Annotated in this window: 11 protein-coding genes and 1 pseudogene; 2 read left to right on the top strand and 10 right to left on the bottom strand. The window is 60.3% G+C overall.

Going from position 1 to position 21,619, the window contains the following annotated elements:
* Positions 1-83 precede the first annotated feature (83 nt).
* Positions 84-1,694 (bottom strand): DUF262 domain-containing protein, encoded by a 1,611-nt coding sequence (locus AC1DZQ_RS19505; RefSeq protein WP_476965050.1) that lies wholly within the window; start codon positions 1,692-1,694, stop codon positions 84-86.
* Positions 1,691-3,400 carry a DUF262 domain-containing protein gene (locus tag AC1DZQ_RS19500; RefSeq protein WP_476965049.1) on the bottom strand — a complete coding sequence of 570 codons (1,710 nt, stop codon included), beginning with the start codon at positions 3,398-3,400 and terminating at the stop codon, positions 1,691-1,693. Before AC1DZQ_RS19500 ends, AC1DZQ_RS19505 begins: the two co-directional genes overlap by 4 nt.
* Positions 3,401-3,829: 429 nt before the next feature.
* Between AC1DZQ_RS19500 and AC1DZQ_RS19495 the strand changes: the two genes are divergently transcribed.
* Positions 3,830-4,234: an SHOCT domain-containing protein gene (locus AC1DZQ_RS19495; RefSeq protein ID WP_476965048.1), complete on the top strand. Its 405-nt coding sequence runs from the start codon at positions 3,830-3,832 to the stop codon at positions 4,232-4,234.
* A gap of 241 nt (positions 4,235-4,475) precedes the next feature.
* On the opposite strand, the gene AC1DZQ_RS19490 is transcribed toward AC1DZQ_RS19495, so the two are convergent.
* Entirely contained in the window at positions 4,476-7,055 is a 2,580-nt protein-coding gene (locus tag AC1DZQ_RS19490) for a DUF4268 domain-containing protein (protein ID WP_476965047.1), read from the bottom strand.
* A gap of 216 nt (positions 7,056-7,271) precedes the next feature.
* Positions 7,272-8,290 (bottom strand): annotated as a pseudogene (locus tag AC1DZQ_RS19485) (2,3-butanediol dehydrogenase).
* On the opposite strand from AC1DZQ_RS19485, the gene AC1DZQ_RS19480 reads away from it, so the two are divergent.
* A complete protein-coding gene (locus tag AC1DZQ_RS19480; RefSeq protein ID WP_476965064.1) occupies positions 8,198-8,395 on the top strand; it encodes a hypothetical protein in 198 nt (65 codons plus the stop codon). The pseudogene AC1DZQ_RS19485 and the gene AC1DZQ_RS19480 overlap by 93 nt on opposite strands.
* 22 nt (positions 8,396-8,417) lie before the next feature.
* Here the strand turns inward: AC1DZQ_RS19480 and brxL are convergent, their stop codons facing one another.
* The 6 genes from brxL to AC1DZQ_RS19450 are packed head-to-tail and all read right to left on the bottom strand — an operon-like array spanning position 8,418 to position 21,454.
* Positions 8,418-10,601: a BREX system Lon protease-like protein BrxL gene (gene brxL, locus AC1DZQ_RS19475; RefSeq protein ID WP_476965046.1), complete on the bottom strand. Its 2,184-nt coding sequence runs from the start codon at positions 10,599-10,601 to the stop codon at positions 8,418-8,420.
* A 9-nt stretch (positions 10,602-10,610) separates the two neighbouring features.
* On the bottom strand, positions 10,611-13,118 hold the full coding sequence (gene pglZ / locus AC1DZQ_RS19470) for a BREX-1 system phosphatase PglZ type A (RefSeq protein WP_476965045.1): 2,508 nt from the start codon (positions 13,116-13,118) through the stop codon (positions 10,611-10,613).
* Positions 13,115-16,669, bottom strand: coding sequence for a BREX-1 system adenine-specific DNA-methyltransferase PglX (gene pglX, locus AC1DZQ_RS19465; RefSeq protein ID WP_476965044.1), 3,555 nt, complete (start codon positions 16,667-16,669; stop codon positions 13,115-13,117). Before pglX ends, pglZ begins: the two co-directional genes overlap by 4 nt.
* 17 nt (positions 16,670-16,686) lie before the next feature.
* A complete protein-coding gene (gene brxC / locus AC1DZQ_RS19460) occupies positions 16,687-20,214 on the bottom strand; it encodes a BREX system P-loop protein BrxC (protein WP_476965043.1) in 3,528 nt (1,175 codons plus the stop codon).
* Positions 20,211-20,819, bottom strand: coding sequence for a DUF1788 domain-containing protein (locus tag AC1DZQ_RS19455; protein ID WP_476965042.1), 609 nt, complete (start codon positions 20,817-20,819; stop codon positions 20,211-20,213). Before AC1DZQ_RS19455 ends, brxC begins: the two co-directional genes overlap by 4 nt.
* Positions 20,816-21,454: a DUF1819 family protein gene (locus AC1DZQ_RS19450; protein ID WP_476965041.1), complete on the bottom strand. Its 639-nt coding sequence runs from the start codon at positions 21,452-21,454 to the stop codon at positions 20,816-20,818. Before AC1DZQ_RS19450 ends, AC1DZQ_RS19455 begins: the two co-directional genes overlap by 4 nt.
* Positions 21,455-21,619 lie beyond the last annotated feature (165 nt).

Here is a 21,619-nt window from a genome sequence, read left to right as displayed (position 1 = left end):
AAAGTGCCTCACGGTCTGCGCCAGTAAGCAGTTCTCGCCATGCATTTTCGAAACGCTTGGACCCTGTTCCGAATTGAAACTTTCTATTGTTTGTCGTCCTTTTGATACGCGCCAGCCGCTAGGAGCGCTCCAGTGGCCTCGAGCCAGGACTCGGGCTCTGACGCCAAGCGAAGGAACGCTTCGGACCGAGCATGGAACTTCGCCGGATCTAGCCAGAAGGCGCCGATCGACCCACGCAGGAGGTGATGGTCTTCCAAGCGATGAAGCGTCTCAGTGAGCCCTGGGTTTTCGGCCAGGAACTCCCGTTTCAGCAGTTCGTCCTCGACCTGCTGTTTATTGAAGCTGTCAATTTCGCCGAGAGCGCCGTCGCGCACAAGTCGTTCGACGTCTCGGAGCAACCTAGGCATCCGGTCAACGCGTAGCTCATTCGTGGAAGCTTCTATGAGATTACGCAGGGAGCGGATCCGGGCCTGAAGTGCGCCTGTCTCCTCCATGAGATGGAGGAGTATCGCGAAGAGCAGGAGGCTCTGCCCGAACGTGAAGATCCTTGTTCTGCCGCTCGTATCTCCGAAAGTGCGGCAGCAGGCGTCGAACAGGTTGATCCGCTGGTCTCGGAAGAACAGCGCAACACGGTCGGCTTCAACGTCGTCCGGCCGCTCGGTGGTACTCCTGAAGAGCCCGCTAAATACGCCGGCAACGTCGCGGCCGACCCATACGTCGAACGCCTTAAACAGGAAGTCCAATGACTCGGCCCGCTTGGGATTGGCCCCACCAAATACCCGCTCAGTTCGACGGCTGAGACGTTCGCGACGCTCACGAACGTCGCCATCAGGATCGCGCCAGTCGCACAACTCGGTGATGAAGCCGATGTAGCGCATGAATTCGTCGTCGACTAGGTCGTCGTCGCCGCGGAATCCCCAGAGTAAGTCTGACCACGCGCCGTCAACATTTAGCGCAAACTTCTCGGCGCGGTCGATGGACTCGATAGATTTCTCAAAATGCGCTTTGAAGTTTTCGAACTCAGTCAGAGGCTTCCCACGTGAGTTCATCTTGATGTAGAGGTCCGCAGCCGAGCCCATGTCAGGCGGTGCGAGCAAGAGGAAGGTCACCGCCGGCTCGATCGGGTCTACGAGCCGCGCCCAGGCCATCTTGGCGTCCGCTGTCCGGAATTGCATGTGAATTGCGTCGAGCATGACAAGCATGGACTGGATTGTTGGATCGTGGCGCCAGACGAAGAGGTACCACGGCTGATCAGTGACCCAGGCTGACGGCTGCTCAACGGTGTCTGGCAGCGGGGCCATCACAAGCCGTTCGCAGAATAGTCGTGCACTCGGCCGAGTGGCGTAGGAGAACTTCATCCATGCCTGAGAAGAACGAAGCTCTCCCGCTCGCGATGCGAGATACCAGTGCAGCAGATACAACGTGGTGAGCCGCTGCTGACCGTCGAGAGGCTCCAGCACACCGGACTTCACTTCGCCGTAGACGAAGTCAAGGTCGACCGGAGCAGGTTTCTCCCCGGCGACGGCCACGTGCAGAACGTCGATGAAGTTCTGGCGGATCTCGTTGACAGCGACACTTTCGCGGCCCTGCGCGTAGTCCCGCTGAATCAGCGGGATCTCGATCGCATGAATCTCATCCGTGTCGTTGGGCAGGAAGAGGCCGGTGAACGTCGTGGACCGGCTTTGGATACTCATGCTTCGCTCACTTCTTCCGTCAGATACGCGCCGATTTCATCGCGGAATGCGTCGAGATAGGCGCGACGATCCGATGCGCCCCAAAAGTGGACCTGCTGGGCACTCTCGTCCGTGTAGTACTTCAGGAACACATTTCGGGTACACACAGGGATATAAGAACCCAAGCGGTCCCTTCGGAGTATTTCAAGCCGCTTTACTTCGAAGACCGCGTTACTCAGCGCGCTATTGTCTCTGCTGTCGAGAAGAGCAAGGTTGTCAATGACGTGCACGTCACCCTCCGCGCCCTCATCACCGGAAGAAAAGATCGTGTTCACCTCGCGCTCCAACTCCCGGAACGTCTCACGGCTGATCGTCGGGATCGCGTCGTCAATCCGACGGATAATGTCGCGACGACGGCTCTCGTCGAGCGGCAATCCGACCAGCGCGTCACGATGCAATCGGAGCCAACTCGACCATTGCTCGCCCGTATTAAGTGCTTCGGCATTCTGTGCGTGGATGTGCTCCAGCGACCACGTGCCTGCCGCGTGAGCACGGAATGAATAGCGCTCCGAAGAATGCTGCATTTTGCGAATTGTTTCGACGTTCATCAAGAGCAATGCCTGCGACGCCTTCTCCCGTCCCGCCGCGCTCTCGTAGGAGAGCCCGGACAGCGCTGTATCCGTGAGGGCCAATTTCGTCTTGATCATGTCGTCAAGCGTCGTTTCGAAGCTGCTCCTGGTCTTGCCCTCCGCAGCGACAACGAGTTCGCTAAAAGGCGTCCCTGTCGCAACCAAATACCCGACCTTATGGAACAAGTTTCGATCCTCGAACCAGCCGAGGATCAGGGAGTGGAGATCGATGACTCTGTTCCAGAAAGTCTTGTAGTTGGCATCGATCTCCGCTCGCAGCGTACTAAACGTGTGAAAGGGCGGACGCTCGCGTCCTCTCGGCCCGCCTGCAAGGGTGTCGAGCAGCAGGCTAATGTGAGTCGCCTGACTGTTCGCGTGGCCCGCGACGAACGCCCAAACCTCAGGCGTGCGGAGATCGCGCTCGAATGTGTCCCACTGCGCGGCGACCTCCTGCGACCGGTCGGGCTGTCCCGGCGAGCCCTTGGCGCGTGTCAGCAGGAGCGCCTTGACTAGTTCAGCATCGGTCAGCGGGATGCGGCCGATGTTCAGCCGCGTGAATAAATCAGTCGAGTTCGTAGCTTCCGGCGCCTCGTACCAGATCACCTTCACGCGGCGCGAAAGATCAGTGTAGAAGTCGATCGCCGCCTGAATCTCCCCGGGCCCCAGTGCCTCAAACCACGATCTGATCGTATAAGCAGCCTTATGGATGTGGAAGAAGTCGATGTTTCGTGTGCTTCCCACCTCATCTGGGTCCTTCAGATAATCCTGGCTCCCGACTCTGGTCTCGTATTCGAGCTCGAATCGCGCATTCGCCGTCGGTAAGGATCGACGGATGTCCTGCAGAATCAGGAACAATGTCGTAAGTCGCTGCTGGCCGTCTACAAGTTCCCAACGACCGTCGGTCATGCCTTTCACGACGATCGGCTGCAGATAGTACGACGACTGCTCACGACTAGTGGCAACATCATCGAGGAGACGGGTGACTTCGTCGACGCCCCACCGGTATCCGCGCTGATAGGCCGGGATGAAGAACTTGCCTTCTATATCGCCTACGAATCGCTCTTTGAGCAAACCTGTTGTCTTCACAATCGTCCCCATGTACGCAACTGTACCCAGTGCCTCAGACATTGAATGCAGACACTAGGCGTCTGCTTGGATGAAGTTGGGTGCGCCCTTTTCGCAACGTCGACACGTTGATGGAATCGCTGCCCGCTGATGGGCGATGCTCGCCAGCGCCGCGCACGCTAGTGCATCGAATGCGTCACGATCTGTCTCTGGTTGCAGTTAGAGTGTGGACATGGTGGGTTACGGGCGTATCGTCGGCGGAGATTACAAGGGTGCGACTGTGTCGACCCCAGTGGGCAGCACACTCGTTGTGCAGGCCGGGCTCAAGTTCCGAAAGTTGACCCCTGAAACGTCGCCGAGTGGGACGAAGTTGTCACCGATGGGAAGGGCAACCCGGTGGCCGCCGTAAGTAAGGCAGTGGCCGGAGCCGTCCTTCCAGGGCAGATCGGAAAGGCAGCTTCAGTGGCGGTCGGCGCGACGTTCGATGCCATGGGGTCGTCCCATGTCGTGCGCGTCAATTGGGCCGACGGCAAGCGGTCGATGATCAAGTTACCTGACGGAATGTTCAAGCACTTGGAACTCGTGCTTGAGAATCAGCGTGCGCTCCCCACCGAACCATTACCGGGTCAGGTTGTTCCAGGTCCGGTGGAGAAGCCCACTGTGACGGAGCAGGCGTTTACGCTCGTTTCGGGAATCATCAAGGACCGAATCCCCACACCAGCCAAGACTCCGCCGGCGGACCAAGCGCCGGTCGCCACACCCGATGTCACGGAACTGATCTCCAAGCTCGCCTCGCTGCGTGAGGCGGGCATTCTCACCGACGATGAGTTCAGCGCGAAGAAGGCTGAGCTGCTGGCACGGATTTGAAGCCCAAGAGTCGGTTTGAGGACGGGGGGCCAGCCTCTCTCGCCAATGGGCGACATGCGGGTCGGCCATCTCGCTCATCGTGTGGGATGACGAGTTCCTTCAGCGGCGCGGGGTCAGTGTTCGTGGCCTGCTGGAGGAGCCGGTACAAGTGCAGGCCGCGGAAGCACCTGTCCGCCACGCTGTCCGTGGTCGGCGACGATGCCGAGTTCGTGGCGGGGCACATCGCGGGGCGGTAAGAGCCTTAAGCAATCGGCGACCCCAAGTGGATGTTCTCTTGGGGGCGCAACCGTCGTAGGTACTTCGACAAGACCCCCGCGAGCCTGTCTCCCGTAGTCACGAGCCACTCCACGAGTTCTTGCGACTGAGCCTCGTCCAGGAAATCGCCGGGACGACTGATAACGAGTTTGGATGCCTTACGGTCGGGCTTGTCATCCCACTCGAGGACCAATCCGAGGTCTGCCTCGATGGCGTCGCGCTCGGCCAACAACTGCGCATAAAGCTCTTTGTCGTGGTTGATCCAGAAGAGCGCGGTGACCGTCTTCTTCTGGGAGTTGGCCTGAAGGGAGATCAAGCCGCGTGAGTCTCCTATGCTGACGTCATACCAGTGTTGTGGAAAGGGCTTGCGCCAAGTTTCAATTTTGGTCGCGTTTGCAATGCCGTGGACCCTGACCCGCTCGAAAAATTCAAGCTGGGCGTCCTTGAGAGATGTCCGGGCGCTGGCTTTGGCTTGGGGTTTGATCTTCTTGCGGCGTGCGGAGATCGCGTCCTCGTCTACGTCCAGGCCGGCGGCCTCCGCGAGTTCTTCTGCACCCATGAACTGCTCAGAATCCGCATGGCCTTGTGCATCGAACTGGAGGCCCTCCGCCTCAAGGATCAGGCGTGGGTCATCGTTGCGGCCGGGTTCGATCCAGCGGAAACCAGGTGAGATCGTCCCGCCGCTCTGCAAGACCCTCCAAGCGTTGGCCATTGGGTAGTTCGCGATAATCGCGGCCAGCGGCTGGGCCCAGGTACCGGCCACGATTGCCACGTCCCCGTACGATGTCCAGCGCCCTGCCGGGATTTCGGCGATGATCGCAGCAACTTGGCTGCGCAGCGCTGACGGCTCGTCGCCGACAGCGATGATGCTCTCGTCCGGCCCCGGCCACAACTCAATGATCTTCTCAGCTAGTTCGGCGCTGCGGGCATTGATCTCGTCGACGCCCCATGTGGCGTGGGCGGCGATTGCCCGGTTCATCGCTACGCCGCTCTTGGCCAGCATCTCTCGCTTCTCATCGAACGGCTTGTTGCTGAGCTCGCTGTTGTACCCGCTCAGGGTGAGGTTGCCGAGCGTATGCACGACCCGTTCGTGTTCGTAGTCGATGTCCGCGTCGGCACTGAAAGCCGCTGCGAAGGTCTTGCGCACGGACTCGGTCATCGTCTGTGGCAACACATGCTCTATTGTCAGATGCCGTGGGTCGAGCTCGACGATCTCCTTAGGGCGGTACGCTTCTTCTAGCCACTGCAGGATCAGCTTTTTTTGCGGTCCGCGGCCCTGCCAGTAGAACGCGATCGTGTTGACTGCGTCGCGTACCTGGAGGTCCGTCGCGAAGTGTTTGCGGCCGCGGGATAGGTATTCGCGCAGCGCGACGTCGATGCGCTCCGCATCGCTGATCGCACCTACAGCCTGCAGAAGTGTTCGGTTCAGATTTGCTGTGGCACGCCCTATCACGATGCGTCGCACGAAGTACGACTCCAGGTACGTCAGCGCGCGCACAACTTCATCGTCAGCAGCTGTGCCGGAAGCACGACGGGCAAGGATCTGCATCACCACCGGATATGCGGTCGTCGAGCCCCAAGCTCTGATTCTGGTGAGGCGGCGGCGAATTTCAGCGTGCTTCTCCCCCGCAGGCTTGAGAATCGTCGCGAGCACGTCGCCCAGGTTGGCGATGCGGATCACCTCAGCCTCGACCTCGTCGGTGGTCTTTAGTTTCTCGAGCCGGCGTTGCTGTCCGACGTAGGTGTCCGACTGCTTCGCCCGTTCGTCTCGCTGAGCGAGGTCGAGCCAGAACAGCAGCTCGAGATTCTCAGAGTCAAGTTTCCTCTCCAACGGAAGCCAACTGTTTTCGTAGACCCTTTCTGCCCGGTCTCCGAGCCGCATGAACAAGTAGTTCTTGAGCAGGTCACTCTGCGTCAGGCGAAGACCTGTGTTGTTCAGCGACTCGAAGATACGGTGCGCGTTGTCGGAAGGCTCCGCCGTCACAACCACGAGCGCGAGACCACGTACTACGGCGGCTTCGAGCAGCTCCAGGTCATGTGGGTCATCCGGGTCTCCGGCCGCAGCTATCTTCGAGCGGAAGAAACGATAAGCGTCGCCAATGGCATCCTCACCGCCGGCCTGCGGCGCACGATTCAGCACCGCCTTGTAGGCAATCCGATCTGACTGGGTCGGCATGACCTTCAGCGGTTTGCCGCTGTCGAACACATTGATCAAGTACTGGGCGTCAATGCCACTCGCCCGCTCGGTATGCCCAGTCTCGATCAAGTGATCGCGGAGCGCAGCCAGAAGGAGAGTAAGCGTGGTCAGGCGCTGCTGGCCGTCCACAACGAGGAATTTGTTGACGCCGATGGCGCCGAAGTCAGGACTGCTCGCCAGTACGAGCGACCCGATGAAGTGCGTCGACTTTGGGTCCTCGCCAAGAGTGCGCTCCAGCTCGACGACGTCCGACCACAGCTGGTCGAGCTGCTTCTTGCCCCACGAGTACACGCGTTGGTAGAGCGGAATCTGGTACTGCTTCTTGCCTTCTAGAACACCCGCAAGCGTCCCGTTCTCCGCCCGAACCACACATGCCTCCTCTGGATCTCAGTGATGATGGAACCGCCTGCCATCGTTACAGGGTAGCCGCGATTCTGGTGTTACCCATGTGGCAGAAGAGTTCGAGGCCCGAGAATTCGCCGGAGACAGGCAGGCAGCCGTAGCGGCCCTACTTCCGCTGGACAATTGAGTGTGCCAGGACCCGGCGCCCAGAATCTCGACAGACTCAATCAAGTTCCAAGCCCCCTACGGATGCACCAGCACCTTCACGGACGTGTCCTTGTGGTTTATAACGGTGTCGAAGCCCTGTTCCACAAGATCATCGAGCGCGATCCTGCCGGTGATGAATGGCGTGAGGTCCACTTTGCCCTCCTGCACCATCTTGCTGACCGCGGGATGGTCCCGGACGTAGGCGATGGTGCCGCGCCGGTCGATCTCCTTGAGCACCAGCTTCTGCATCTCCACGGTGGCGGGCGAGCCCCAGATGGACACGTTGACCACCCCCCCGGGCCGGTCGGCGTCGGGCATGGTGTCCAGCACCGCGTTCACGCCGGCGCACGAGAAGGCGACGTCGGCGCCGGTGCCGCCGGTGAGTTCCAGCACCCGGGCCGGGACGTCCTCCTGGCTGGGGTCCAGCACATGGTCCGCCACCCCGCTGGAGACGGCCTTTTCCTTCCGCGCCTACGTCAGTTCGCTGATGATCGTGGTGACACCCATGCCCTTGAGGACGGCCGCGTCAGCAGCCCGATGGGGCCCGAGCCGCCCACCAGGGCCACGTCGCCGGCCTTGGCACCGCTGCGCGCCACCGCGTGGTGCGCCACGGAGAGCGGCTCGATCAGGGCCGCCTCGTCCAGCTGGATGTCGCCGATCGGGTGCACCCACCGCTGGTCCACCACGATCTTTTTCGCTGAGCCCGCCACCGCCGGCGGAGAGCCCGATGAAGCCCATCTGCCGGCACAGGTGGTAGCTGCCCGCCTGGCACATGTCGCAGTCACCGTCCACGAAGTACGGTTCGACGACGACATTGTCGCCCACCGCAATGCCCTCCACCCCGTCCCCCACCTCGGACACAGGTCCGGAGAACTCGTTGTCCCAGGGTCGCCGAGGATTCCTCGTGCGACAGCGGGTGCGGACGCCCGGGCGCAGGAAAAGATGGGCCCTTCCAGGTATTCATGCAGGTCCGTCCCGCAGATGCCGCACCACGCGACGTCGATCTTCACCGCCCCGGCCCGGAGCTCCGGCTCGGGGTCCATGGCGCTGGGCATCAGCAGGACCAGCACCGCCCGCAGCACCTGCACGATCCAGGCAAGCGCGACGAACGCCCGCACCAATCTTTCAACGGGCCCGCCGAGGTACACGTGGCCGCGTAGACGGCTCCAACGTAGATCGAATTCACTCCGCAGCCGGCGAGTGTCCCACGATCTCGCCAAATCCGTCACCGGCGGCCTCGCGGATATATGTCACACCGAAGGCGCGAACCTGGCGGAATTCCTGGCGGCTCGTACCGAAGTCGAACCAGCCCCCGTCGGACTTCTGGAAAATATCGAGGCCGCGTCCGAGGTTGATGCGCCAGCCGGTGTCGGTACGGATCCAGCGGTCATGGGCACCTGGGTCCTTGGCGACGTCAATCTTGATGCCTTGCTGGGCTGCGCCCTGAACGATCGCACTCAGCATTTGCAGCTGCTTCGTCTGGTGCTCCGGGTCGCCGTCAAGCACCGTGAATAGCTTGAAGTTGATCTCCTCTGCTGGGTCCTTCGCAGCCGCGATCATGGCAAGCAGTTCGACGAGGTTGCGGCCCTGGTGGCCCAGCCGGATATACGGGTCGTGCAGCTCAATCTCACTCGCACCGGCCAGATAGGGCAGGAGCAGCGTCTCGTACGAGATTCCCCGCTGGTTCTCTGCGAAGTCATGGTGCCCTTGGAAGAGCTCTACCGGGACGGGCGCCTCAGGCACGGACGCGGCACCGCGCCCCGCGCCGTAGGTGTTCTCCGGATCCGCCTCTGCATCGTCGGCCGACGTGGCCGGGCGCCCGCGGTGATAATAAGCCCGGTACTGGTCTTCTTCCAGCGTCCTAACGCCTTTCCACCCGCCCCCGACCGGCTTATAGCCGAACTTCACCTCGGGCATGGTGGCATCAATGCGCAGGATCTGGTCTTTGACGCGTTTGCGGCCCTCGACCGCGAAGCGCAGGATCTCCTCGATCTCCCCGGTGGTCGCCTGCTCGTGCGGATAAAGCAGCTTCATGAGCCCGGAGAAGGTCTTGTGGATACCGTCCCGGTCACGGGTGGAGATGTCCGAACCGAGAGTGAAATGCTGCTGGTACCGATCCGAGTAGTCGAGGTTCCGCATGGACTTGAGCACTTCGGCGATGTAATCGACGACGAATCCGTACCCGGCGGAGAACATCTCGCTACGGATTGTGTCGATTTCCCACCCGGGGATGTAAAAGTGCAGCCGGTCCAAGTAGGCGGGATCGTGGTAGCTCTCCGGCAGTTCGTCGAACAGGTCAGAGTGCTTGAGCATGTACGGCACGGTATGGGAGGTGTTGCCAACGAACACCATCGAGGCTTCCGCCCCAAGAGTCTCAACACCACGGGAGAACGACTTGTTTGCCATGTAGTTCTTCATGATGTCGACGAGCGCCTTGTCAGTGCGCTTTTTCTTTCCCGCGAATTCGTCGAAGGCAACGACGTCCCAGTAGCCGACAAGCCCGATCCGACCATTGGAGTTGTTGACGAACAGCTTCGGCACCGTCACTTCACCGCCGGAGATCAGCATGCCGTGCGGTGAGAACTCCGAGTAGATATGCGACTTTCCAGTGCCCTTGGGGCCGAGCTCAACGAGGTTGTAGTTTCGCTCGACAAACGGGATGAGGCGGACGAGCTGGAGCAGCTTGGCCCGGCGCCCGAACATCTCGGGGTTGAATCCGATGGACTGGATGAGCAGATCGATCCACTCATCCGTCGTGAACTTCGCCCGGGCCTCGAGGTAGCCGTCGTAGTCGAAGTTCGACATCTGGATCGGTTTGAGGCTCCCGAGAACCCACGGGACGATGCGGGAGTCGTCGCTGTGGGAGTACTCGATGTCGCACAGGCACCAAACACCGCCAACGAGCAGTTTCTGGTTCGCGGTCACGGTACCCGGGTCGACGAGTACCCCGCCGATGCCGAGGTTCGCGAAGGATGCCTGGTAGACGTCGTCCTTCTCGTTGAGGGTGACGCTGACTTTGTCGATGATCCGGAAGCGGCCCTTCTCACGGATGCGGGACTTGACCAGTTCTGACTCGTTGCGGTGCACGTAGTGCTGGGCCAGGATGGAGCGCACCCTGTCGATGCCCGCCTGAATAGTGGCCTCATCATCCGACGCCGCATACTGCCCCAGCAGGAACTCCAGGACGTAGGAGGGCACGATTGCGTTGCCTTTGACGGCCTTGACCAGGTCCTTGCGGACGACGGCGCCGGCAAAGTGTTCGTTGATTTTGCGGTCCAGCTCGCTCGGCTTCCCCGCTTCCGGGGTTCCGGCGTCAAGAACCTCATCGGCGGGTACCGGCTGAAACAGGTCGATGCTTTCGCTCATCATGGCTCCTTAGAAGTCGAAATCCGTCGTGAAGGAACGCTTGATCGTGTACGGAACGCTCTTGTACTTCTTCCACTGGTCCGTGCCCTCAATGGGTTCCATCAGGCGGAACTCAACGCCCTGATTGTTCGCCGCATCGGCTTCCTTGCTCAGCAGAAGCCGCACGTTCTGGAACCGGTCCCTTCCCTCGGAGCTCTCGGAGTCGAACACCATCTCCTGTTCGTTGGAGATCAGCTGCTCACCGAAGTAGAGGCCGGCACGCAGCCGCCGCGCAGTGCGCTGCGGCTCGACCTGCATCGACTGGTACAGCTTGACGACGATCTGGCCGGTGGTGATCTTGTCCGACTCCGGATGGATGTCGACATTGACCGGCTCGACCGTGGTGGAGCGTCCCTTCTTGATCACGACAACCGGCACCACGATCTCCTGGAGGGAGGCGCCCCCATGGACAAACTGGAAACCCGCGCCCGGTTTGACGATCCGATGGATCGAGTTTGGGATCTGCACTTCAAGGTCCCCGGACAGCCCGAGCTGCTCGGGCTGGAAAGTCCGGAATGCGGCGTTCTCTTTGAGGCCACGGCCCAGGGCATAGCGTCGCTTCTCGGTCACGATTTGATCGCCCTGGGGCTTGACCGTCAGGTTGAACTGCGGTGCGAGCTTGGAGCGCTGATACAGGAAGCCGTGGTCAGCGGTGACGAAGATGTTCGTGGCGTTAGCGCTGGCGAGCTTCTTGACGATGTCCACCAATTGATCCAGTGCCTCGGCGACCGCAGCGAAGGTGCGGTGCTCAGACTTCGCATTGTCGCCCGTGGCGTCGATCGTGTCGTGGTAGACGTAGAGAACCTGGTGCGAGGAGTACAGCTCACGCCGTTCAACAGGCTTCATTTCGACAAAATCCTTGGCCTGGATCGCGACGCCTCCGACGGCGCCCAGGATCGAGTTGCGGTTTGCAGTGCCATCGGACTTCATGCCGTCAACCATGACCGGGTCGCCATCCGGCGAGTGGGCCAGCGTCTTGTGCGGCAAGAGCGCTGCCATGCCCAGCTGGGTGTAGCTGGGCAGCACACCGAGCATGGCATCGGTCTTTGCGTCGAACTTGTCCAGGCCGAGGATCTTCGATTCCAGTTCCTTGGCGACCTCGTACCGCATCGCATCCGAGATCACCACAACGGCCTTCTTGGTCCCGCCTCTGGTGAGCTTCGCTACGTAATGCCTATAGAAGGACGACTGCACTGTCACGTCGCGAGCGCCGGCACTCCACCGGTTCACGGTGTCGACCTGCTGCTGCCAGCTCATGCCGAGCGGCGCAAGGAAGTTGGTAACGTACGCGGCTTCGACCTGCTCGGCTAAGTCGTCGAGCGGCTGCTTGAATTCCGCTGTCTGATACGCATGCGTGAACTGACGGTAGAGCTGGTCCGCCCGGAACAATTCGTCCCGGTACCGCGTCAGACCTTCATCGAAGCTATTGAAGTCCAAGCGTGTTGCGCGGATCGTCGGGAGAAGTTCAGCTGCCGCCGCCAGCGCTTCGTAGACGGTGGCGTAGTCCTCGAACCAAAAGCTGTCTCGACGGCGGGCGGTGATCGTCTCGAGGGTCTCACGGTGTGGCATCGTCTGGTTAGCGACACCGTCGACGAGACGACGGATGACCTCCCGTTCGGCCGCTTCGAAGATGTCCGCGTCCTTGAGCGAGGTCCACTCGATCTCGGCGACATGCTCTTGGTACCCCAGATCTTCCTCTACTTTGCGGGCCAAAGCCTTGATCGCGCTCGCGCTGCGTTTGGAGTCGCGGAAGCTGCGGAAGTCGATGGCGAGATTGCGAGCCGCGTTCGAGGACGTCACGTCGAAGCCATCGCGGGCCTGCTGGAACATCCACAGAACAAAGCCCTGCACTGTCGGAGACTTGGAACTGTAGCCGTGAATGCGCTCGGCCCCCTCCCAATGGAACTCGGAGAGCCCATGTTTGGACACAGCCTCATATCCCGACGTGATTCCCTTCGCCTGCTGGATCAAAAGAGTGCGTGTCAGTTCCGAAAGGCTGTGTTCCCTTTGCCCGATCACAACGGCGCACATCTTCGCCCGGACCGTCACGAGATCATCGTTTGGAACGAGCAGCTCTTTGAGATTTCCGACCAGCTTGGAGTCCGAGAAGAAGGAGGTGTGCTCGGCGATGAGAGCATCCGCAGCGGGGTCATCCAAGCCAAGTTCGGCGCGCATGAGCGCACCGCGGTCAGCGGTGAATACCGGCCCGTACGCAAGCTCGACGTCGAGCAACCAGTTTCCTGGTCCCTCAGCCACTGGACCCGAACGATAGAGCAGGAATTGGGTTGTGGTGTCCTCGCGCAGTACGCGGTGCTTGATCACGAACTCGTTGTTCGCAATGTGCTCCACGGTCACGCCGGCCGGCACGTAGCTTTGGAGGTCAGTCTCGTAACTGCCGTCCCGGTCGTGCCACACGACGATGCGGTGCTCTGCGAACCGGGCGCGGAGATGCTCGTGGATGGCAGACGTATTGCTCACTTCCTGAGCTCCAGGCGGTTCTTAGGCCAAGTCCAGCTCTCGATCTTCGTACGGTCTTTCTCAAGCCCAAATTCCCTGAGAGCGGAGCCGAACCGCAGGTAGTTAACCAGCACACCGTCATCGAGGTCGATATCCATCTTCTGGATGTCCAGAGGGTAAAGAACATCGTGTTCATAGTCGCGCAGTTCGGCGAGCACCTTGCGCAACCGCTCGGCTTCCTTCTGCTCCTTGATGGATGCGCCACCTGCTGCCGCTTCTTCAGCCCGCTGGAGGGCGACCTCGAGTTTCGCGCGGTACTCCCGCAAGTACTCGTTGAGCACTGTTGAGACCGTCGACGGGGTGTACCGGTGCATGTAGATCAGGGCATTGAAAGAGCCCTTAGGTGAGGAGAACATCCAGTAAATCGGACGCTTCCTATAGCGCTGGACATGGTCTTCGTAGAATCGCGACTTCGCAGCCGTTTTCGCGGACGGGTTCGACTTCGCGATGAAGTAGTCCCGAATCGTCTTGACGCCCAGCGACTCTTCCACGAAGCGGAGGTTCTCTTCGAAATGCTCAGCGCCAAAGGCTGTCCGCAGGAACTGCCGGAATCGCTCCACGATGTCGTCTTCGAACCACCCATCGTCGACGATGGGGATGACGTTGTCAGCGTCGGGCATGAACGTCGGCGACGGCAACTTCGCGAGATAGTCCTGAAGCGCCGCACCCTGATCGGCGAGGATCAATCCCGGCTGGTCGAGACTGTAACGACCGAACATGCAGCCAACCGCGTACGAAACCAGCTCCGCGGCAAGATCTGCCCGTTCCAGTGCCTCGTATTCCATGGCGGACTTGCCGGGGCCGTATCGGAACTGGACGTTACGTGCGAGTGACACCCGTTCGAGTGCGACTTCAGCAGTCACAATATGCGACACATCGTAGGCCTCCGCAATGGCCGCATTGTTCTTCGATTCCAGTTCACGTAGCTGTTCGGCAGCCTGTACCCACTCTTTTGAAACCTCCACATAGCGATCTGCGATTGAGCTACCGTCTGCACTAAGGATCGAGGGCATCGTGAAGTCCCATGACGTCTCGAATTCGTTCCAGTCCTGCCGACTGAGCTTAACGGCCTGACGAGCGCGATCGTATGCGCCCGTCCCGTTCAATGAAACGACGGGAAGCTGAGCAATCTGGCCGACCTCATAGTTGAGAGTGGGTGCAATTGCCTCCAGCATTCCGAGAGCGACTGATGAATTGGCAAACGCGGCAAGCTCATGCCGAAGTTCAGCATCCGCCGCGAATATTGACGTGCCCGCGACGTCATAGACGAATCCTGGTGGGTACATGCGAAACGCAGGTTCTCCCGAGCTGATCTTCGACCACGACAATGACGGAAGGAAGTATGTTTGGGGGCTCCGAACAACTGACTTTGGCCGCAACCCGAACAGCTCGGCGCCGTCATTTTCCCAGTTCACGACATGTTCGTGGTTTCCCCACCACTTCCGGAATTCTCCTCCCTTGTTGTAAGGGAACCACCGGGCACCGGAGGCCTCCGCATCATCGCGGTTAGCACAATCGAATGCAGCCCGGCGGCCCTCAACTTCCCACCAGGAACGGAGGAAGCGATTGTTGTCCGCAGTCGCAAGCCCTTGCCTCGGCTCAGCGACTTTGTGCAGAGGCAGACCCTTCGCGAAAGCGGCACGCATGGCATCCGAGAGCCAGTAGGCGATCGGCGAACCAGGTACCCTCGCGAAGTCTTCAGAAGACGCCGCAAAGCGCCAATCACACGTGGGTTCACTGATGGCTTCTATCAGCCGGAGCCGTTTCTCTTCCTCGCTCAGCTGAGTCAACCGAACAAACGGCACACGTTTCCCTGGAGCGTTAGTCATAGAGAGAACGAATGCGGCATTCGCGCCAAAAATATCGGGATGGTTAGAGACATCTCGAAGGTGCACGAAACTGTCGAACGAATGACTGGCGAGGATGCCTTCCCGGAAACCCTTGAAGCTGACGATTGACATCCAAGTGTCGCCAATGACCTTTGCAACAAATCCCCCTGCGCGCGACATGTTCATGGAGCGCAGGACAAAGCATCCGTAGAGGTCTTGCTTTCCGTCGGGGAACTCAGACTTCACAAACTCCGCGAGTTGCGCGTCCATGTTCTTGCCACCCATATAGGGCGGGTTTGCCGTGACTACGGAGTACTTCCGGCTCAGTGCCTCCGCCTGACGAACGGCCTGACGTGCACGCTCGAGGGTCTGCCCGTGGAGAAGCCCGTCGTCGAGCGTCGACAGAACCACCGAAGCGTGCTTCGTCGCATCGGGATCCGGCTGTATCAGCGCCCCCAGCGTGTCGGCGTCACGGAATTGGTTCCAGAACGCCTCTTCGGCCAGGCGATCACCACTCTTGGTGAGAAGGAAATCCAACTCGTCGGGAGCGAACGAGATCGGCTCAATGACGCAAATTTTCGGCTCAGCCCCCCGGGTGAAGAAGCGACGATCTTTTGCTCGTGCCTTCATTACGAGCGCGAACGCCGCGAGCGAGCCAGCGCGGGGGTCGATCTCGGTGCCGTACAGGTTGTTCCTGAGAATTAGGCTCGGGATATCGGACGGCGCGTACCCCTCTTCCTCGTAGATCGAGTAGAGCAGGTCGAAGGCGTAGGTGAGCATGTGGCCCGAGCCACATGCCGGGTCGATCACCGTCAGGTCTTCAGGTCCGCTGATCTTGAGGAAGTCGATCCCTTCGTCGACTGGGGCGATGTAGTAGTCCATCCGGTCGACGATGCGCGACTCGGGGCGGTTGAGCATCCACAAGCGTCCGATTGAGTTCTCAACCAAGTACCGGACGATCCAATGCGGGGTGAAGAGCTGGGTGGCTGCAGGGATTTCGCCCGCTCCGGCCTTCTTGTTCTGCTTGAACCCGGCAAAGACCTCGTCTTTGCGCTCTGAAACATAGAACTGGTACAGCCAGCCGATGACTTCGACATCTTCGCAGACATCCTTGGTCAGCACGCTCCGGGCACGAGACAGGATTCCACCGTCAGCAAGGAGTCCGGCTGGGACAAGCAGCTCTGTGTAGTCACCCTCCCGCTCGAACATGAAAGGCATGGCCTTGTTCCAGTGGCGGCAGAATTCGGTCAGGAGCAGTGCGTAGGCCTCCCCTTCAGCATCCGTGCTGCGGCGTGTGCCGTCGAGCAGCCCCATGATCGCTTCTTGAACGCGGGGCGTGGTGATGACTTCGGTATCGAGGTGACCGCTCTTGGCATCAGCGAGAATCTCAGGTTGGCCGTGCTCGTGGCCTTGTGCGGGTGAGACGACTCCGGCGCTGGTGTATCCGTGAACATCCATGTAGCGCAAGGCAATGAGGCGATTGAACCAGGTGTAGGCGACCTTGTCGATGACATGCTTCCGACCGTGCTTCGCGATCTCGGCTTCGAGGCGCTTCACCGTCTCAGCGCGCTCACTGCGTGCCACCGAGCCAGCTGCAAGAACGGCAGATGTCTGCGCTTCAACGGCGGTTAGGAGCTCACGGCGAGCTTCGGCCGCGAAGCGCTCCAGTGGTTTTGTATCCATAAGGGTTCTCTTTTGCCTTAGAGCGTGATGCGCTTGTTGTCGTTGATGGCGGCGAGCAGGACCGCACGGAGCTTGTCCAGGTACGCGTCGACGTCGTCTTGGGTCTTGAGGACCTGGCCTGTATCCGGCAGTGCGAGCTTCTTAATGGAGACCGTCTGTTTAGCTGGCGCTGGCGCAAGTTCAGGTGCCGATGTTTCGTCACGGCTCTGCTGCTTACCCGGCGAAACGTCCGGAACCGGGGCGGACTTGGCGGCCTCAAGTTCGTCGAGCATGACCGGGTAGATCGTGTCGGTGAACTGGGTTGCCAGGTTCCTGATGGCAGGGATCTGCGTCTCGTGCTGCAGCTGGTCGAGAACCGACTGCGCCCGGCGCGTCACCGATTCTTGGGCGCTCTCCGACGCTTCTGCGTAGGCTCGGCTTCCCGGCACCTGACGCCAATAGTCGTTGATCTTTTGAGCAGCGTCTGCCCTCTCCGTGTCGATCAGATTCTGCAGCTGCTGTTCCAGCTCGTTTACTGCCTGCCCGAGCTGCTGCGTCTTCATGCCGCGGAAGATGTGCACGTCCTCCAGGGCGTGCAGGACCAAATCGACAGCACCCGCCGGCAGGTAAGCGATGTTCGACTGGTTGGCCTGGGTGAACGCCAAGGCGATTTCGAAGATGCTGCGCTGGCTGCCCTTGAGAAATGCCTTGATCGGGTCGATCACGTGCTCTTTGGCGTCGAGGAGATCGTCGGCGTCATGGAATTCAGTGATGAACCAGTCCGGCTTGCGGTCGCATAGTTCGGCAAGCATCTGGATTGGCTCATCCAGCTGAGCTACGAACGTAAAGGGAGAAGCCGTGCGGAGAGTCTTGAGCTCGGCGAGCTTGCCCTGTAGTCGTTCTTTGCCGTCGCGTGCGAGTTCCCGAGGATCCTTGGTGATTCCGCCGTCGTCGGTGAATTCGACGACGAACTTACGGAACGCGTTCACGACTTTGGGGTCGAACACACGCTGCGGCGTCACAACCATGGCCGAGTAGCTCTGCGTGTTCTTCAACGCGCCGGTGATTTCCGTGCGGTGCAGGACTTTGCCATTGAGCTGGATCTCGATCTTCGACTGCCCGGCCAGATAGGCGATCACTGCAGCGATCGACCACTGATCCCATCCGTACGGTTTCGCCGAGTAGCGGTCGATGAGCTGGCGCATGGTGACCTGCTCATGACTCTTGCGGCGCATCTCCAAGTGACTGAGAACATCCGTGCCCGGGACATCGAGGATGCTGGCGGTCTGCTCGAACAGGACACCTTCAGGGGGATTCACCAGTCCGCCGAGGCTCTGTTCCGCGAAGGCCTTGCCGCCCAGCATGCCGAGGTTCGCGTAGGTCGCCGCGATAACCCGCTGGAAGCCCTCGTTGATGCGGGTCTGGGCATCAACGGACGCGACTTCAAGCTCGGCCGCGTTGTAAATCAGCCGTGAATTGCCAACCGCGGTACGCAGGCGCTCGACGATTTCCCTTTCACGCTCCGCATTCTGAGTCGCCTTCGCTTGCAGGATCGTCTGCTCGATGGCCGTGCGGCTCGCTCCCTGGGCACGCTTGATGTACTTATCCGTCTTCAGCAGCAGGCGGAGGTCGGCCAGGATACGGGCGGTTTCGGGCGGGAGAACGACGCGCAACTCATCGAGCCCGGCGCTGTGCGACTTGATCTGTTCGAGGCTGAACTCAGTCTCTGGGCTGGTGAAGTGCAAAGACAGTTCGTGCTGCTTGCCGTACGAGGTGCCGTCGAGCTTGTGGCCGAAGGGAAAGTTCTGCCCGTTCTTGTAGGCCGTTTTGGTCATCTTGACCACGGACTCGGCAAGCAGCTTGTTGAGCTTTCCGGAGACATCGGAGCTGTCGATGTCGACGCTTTTGATCTCTTGTTCGATCTTCTGCTCTTCATTGGTCAGGTAGTCGTACAGGTCCCCGTTGCGTTGGACGTATGTCTGCGCCTCCAGCGCATTCAAGGCAGAGTTGACGTCTTTGCCCAGCTGGGCAAGATCCGCACCGAAGCGGTCATAGACCAGCACGGTGAGGTTCCGGGCAGTGGCTTTGAACGTTTCCACGTACTTGACCAGGAACAAGGCCTTGAGCAGCCTCACTGCCAGCGGCGGCAGCGAAGGACTGCGCTCGGCGTCGTTGATGGCCCGCTGGTTGGCGGACTTCAGCGAGGCTCGGATGCCCTCGAACATCTGATCGAAAGAAGCCAACGTCCCCAAGGGCTTACCCGCCAGGGCGGTCGCGACCTGCTGGACGACGCCGAGCATCGAACGCTCACCGACGGAGCTGTTGCGGCCTTCGAAGATGCTGTGGTCGCTGATGCCTTCGATCGCCGCCTGGAACAGCGGGAACTGGTAGCTCACGAACGGGTAGGTACCCACGAAATGGGACTCGTCCCGGTAGTTCGAGTAATGGCGTCCCTCCACAAAATCGAACAAGGTCTTGAAGTTCGCGTGCTCGGTGCCATAAATCGCGGCGACGTCACGAGCCGCGGTATCAGTCTTGGCGAGCAGGCGCTTGCGGATGACCTCTTCGACGTCCTGGCTGGTGAGCTTGAGCCGGTTCTTGAAACGGGCCTGGATCTTGGAGAAGTCATTGGCCTGCTGCTTGGTGCGGTCCCCACCGACCTTCTCCATATCCTCCTGCGAGGTGACGAAGATCCACGCGCGGCCCTTGCACTTGGTGGCCAGTGACTCGGCGATGGTCTGGAGGTTTAGCATCAGCTGGGTGTTGGTCCCGATAAACTGGCCGACCTCATCAACGAAGAAGTTCAGCCGGTATCGTTCGGGCTGCTGACCCAGCCAGGCGGCGACTTCGTCAGCGAAGTCCTCGATTGAGACTGAATAGCTGGCACTGTACTGCCGGATGATGCCGGGGCTCTCGGAGCCATTGACCTCGGCGAAGGCCTTGTCGATGTTTCCGGACTCCAGAGCCGACTGTTCGCGCCCTTGCAACCAGGGAATCCCTGCCAGGCGTTCGAAAACGTCTTTGAATGCCGCGTACTGGCCGCGGGAGTCGAGATCGCGTTCGAAGCGGGCAATATGGCCCTGATTGCCGTAGTACCCGCGGGACTCGTCAAAGACCTTCACGAACACCTTGAGCAAAGCGTCGTTCTGGTCCTTGGAGATCAAGGTAGCCTTCTGGTCGATATTGAACAGCAGGCTCCTTGCCTTGATCCCGTCCGCCTTCTCAATCAGAGCCGGAAGGAACTCGCCGTCGGCCTTGGCCCGGAAGTGTTCCGAGACCCGGGCGCGCGGGTAGTCAAGGCCATCGACGTCGCCGAGCAGGTGGGCGAGCATCTTCAGCAGGTGCGACTTACCGGAACCGAAGAAGCCAGAGATCCATACGCCGTTCGCGTTCGTGTAGTCGGTGTAGGCCTCCAGCACATGTTCGACGCCTTTGGACGCCTCGTTCGTGAGGACGTACTCCTCAACTTCGGTGGCAAGGTGCGAGGTGTCATCTGCCTTGATGACGCCCTCAATTGCCCGGTCGATCGGTTTGGCGAAGATCTCATTGATCGCGCTGTTGCTCATGCTTCTTGCTCCAAAATGTCTTTGGCCCGATAGTAGCTGTCGCTCGCGCTGAGGTTCAGCGCGCGAAGCTGATGTCCGGCCGTCCGTGTGAATTCATAGGTGCCCGGAAACCAAGCGAGCATCGGGCAGCCGACTACGACGCTTTGCAGGTTCTCCAGCACGGTATGGGCGCGGATGAAGGGAAATACCTCGCCGACGCCGGTGAGGAAGACCATGTCGCTCGGCTGAGGATCGAGCCGTGCCCGGATGGCGGGGGCGAGGTGATCGTGTGGGTCGAGCATGCCCTGCAGCACCTCGCGGAACTCCGATTTGACCATCGTCGGTTCCAGGTCAAGTACACGCTCCCAGACACCGCGTTCCTTGAGCAGGTCGATGGCCATGTCGTAAAGGTTGATCTCCACGACGCTGAGGCCGTCGTCAGTTTGGAGTTTCGTCCGCACACGGTCGCGCATGTCTTCGACCTCCAGCGCCCAAGACGGAGGGAAGTGATAGATGAAAAACGGGATCTCCTTGGACAGGCCTTCCATCTTCAGAAATCGCTCGCTGCGCAGCACGTCGTAAACGCGCTTCTCATCGTCGACGAGGTCTCGCTGGCTTGTTCTCATCGCTGCACCTCGTTCGTTGACTGCGTGATCGGCGTCGTGGTCGGAAAGAACCGAAGGTCACTCGGAGCCCGACGACCCAGGACCTCGGAAACACGTGCGGAGAGAACTGTAGGGACGATGCCTCCGTCAGGAGTACGAAGTCCCGCCTCGCGAAGCATCCGGAACAGGGTCTGGCGGAGCTTCTGGGTGGTTGAGGGTTTCAGCTCATCGAGTTCGGGATGCCACAGGCTTTTGCCGGTCAGGAAACGCTCGAAGTCATCAATACTCAGCGTGGGAGTCATCAGCAGGAAGCGCTCGCGAAGGACCTCTTCAGCGAAGTCTCCGATGAAGTCATAACGTCGGCAGGCCGCAGCCCACATAAGATGCCGTAGCTCGGTGTGGCTCGCCTGAGCGAGAAGTTCGAGCTCGCTGTCGCTGAGCACAGCTATCCGCTGGATGGTCTCGCGGGTGATGCGGGAACTCGACGATGACGTGCGGGCTTGCAGCAGGTTCGTCTCAATGACTCGAGCGCGGGTCGCGGTCCAGTCACGCGTTTCCAGATATACCCCGGCAACCACTTCGCCCTCACGTGCCAAGAGGCCGCCGCTGGTGAACGACAATGCGTAACGCGCTCGTTGGTCATTGGTCGCAGACAAGGAGCCTCCCTTCGGTTTCTTGGGCAGTGGATCAGGATATAGCACGCCACCGACAAACGTTGGTGGCGGCACAGGCTGCTTCGATGCCTACACCGGCGGAGTGGCTTCGGAAACGGGCCGCTTCGTCACTTCGCGCCACCTCGCCAGCTTGAAACCTTCGGGGCA

This window comes from Arthrobacter sp. P1_C12_2 (assembly GCF_056406415.1).
The sequence above is the reverse complement of the archived record's forward strand: the minus strand, read 5'-3'. Positions and strand labels throughout refer to the sequence as shown.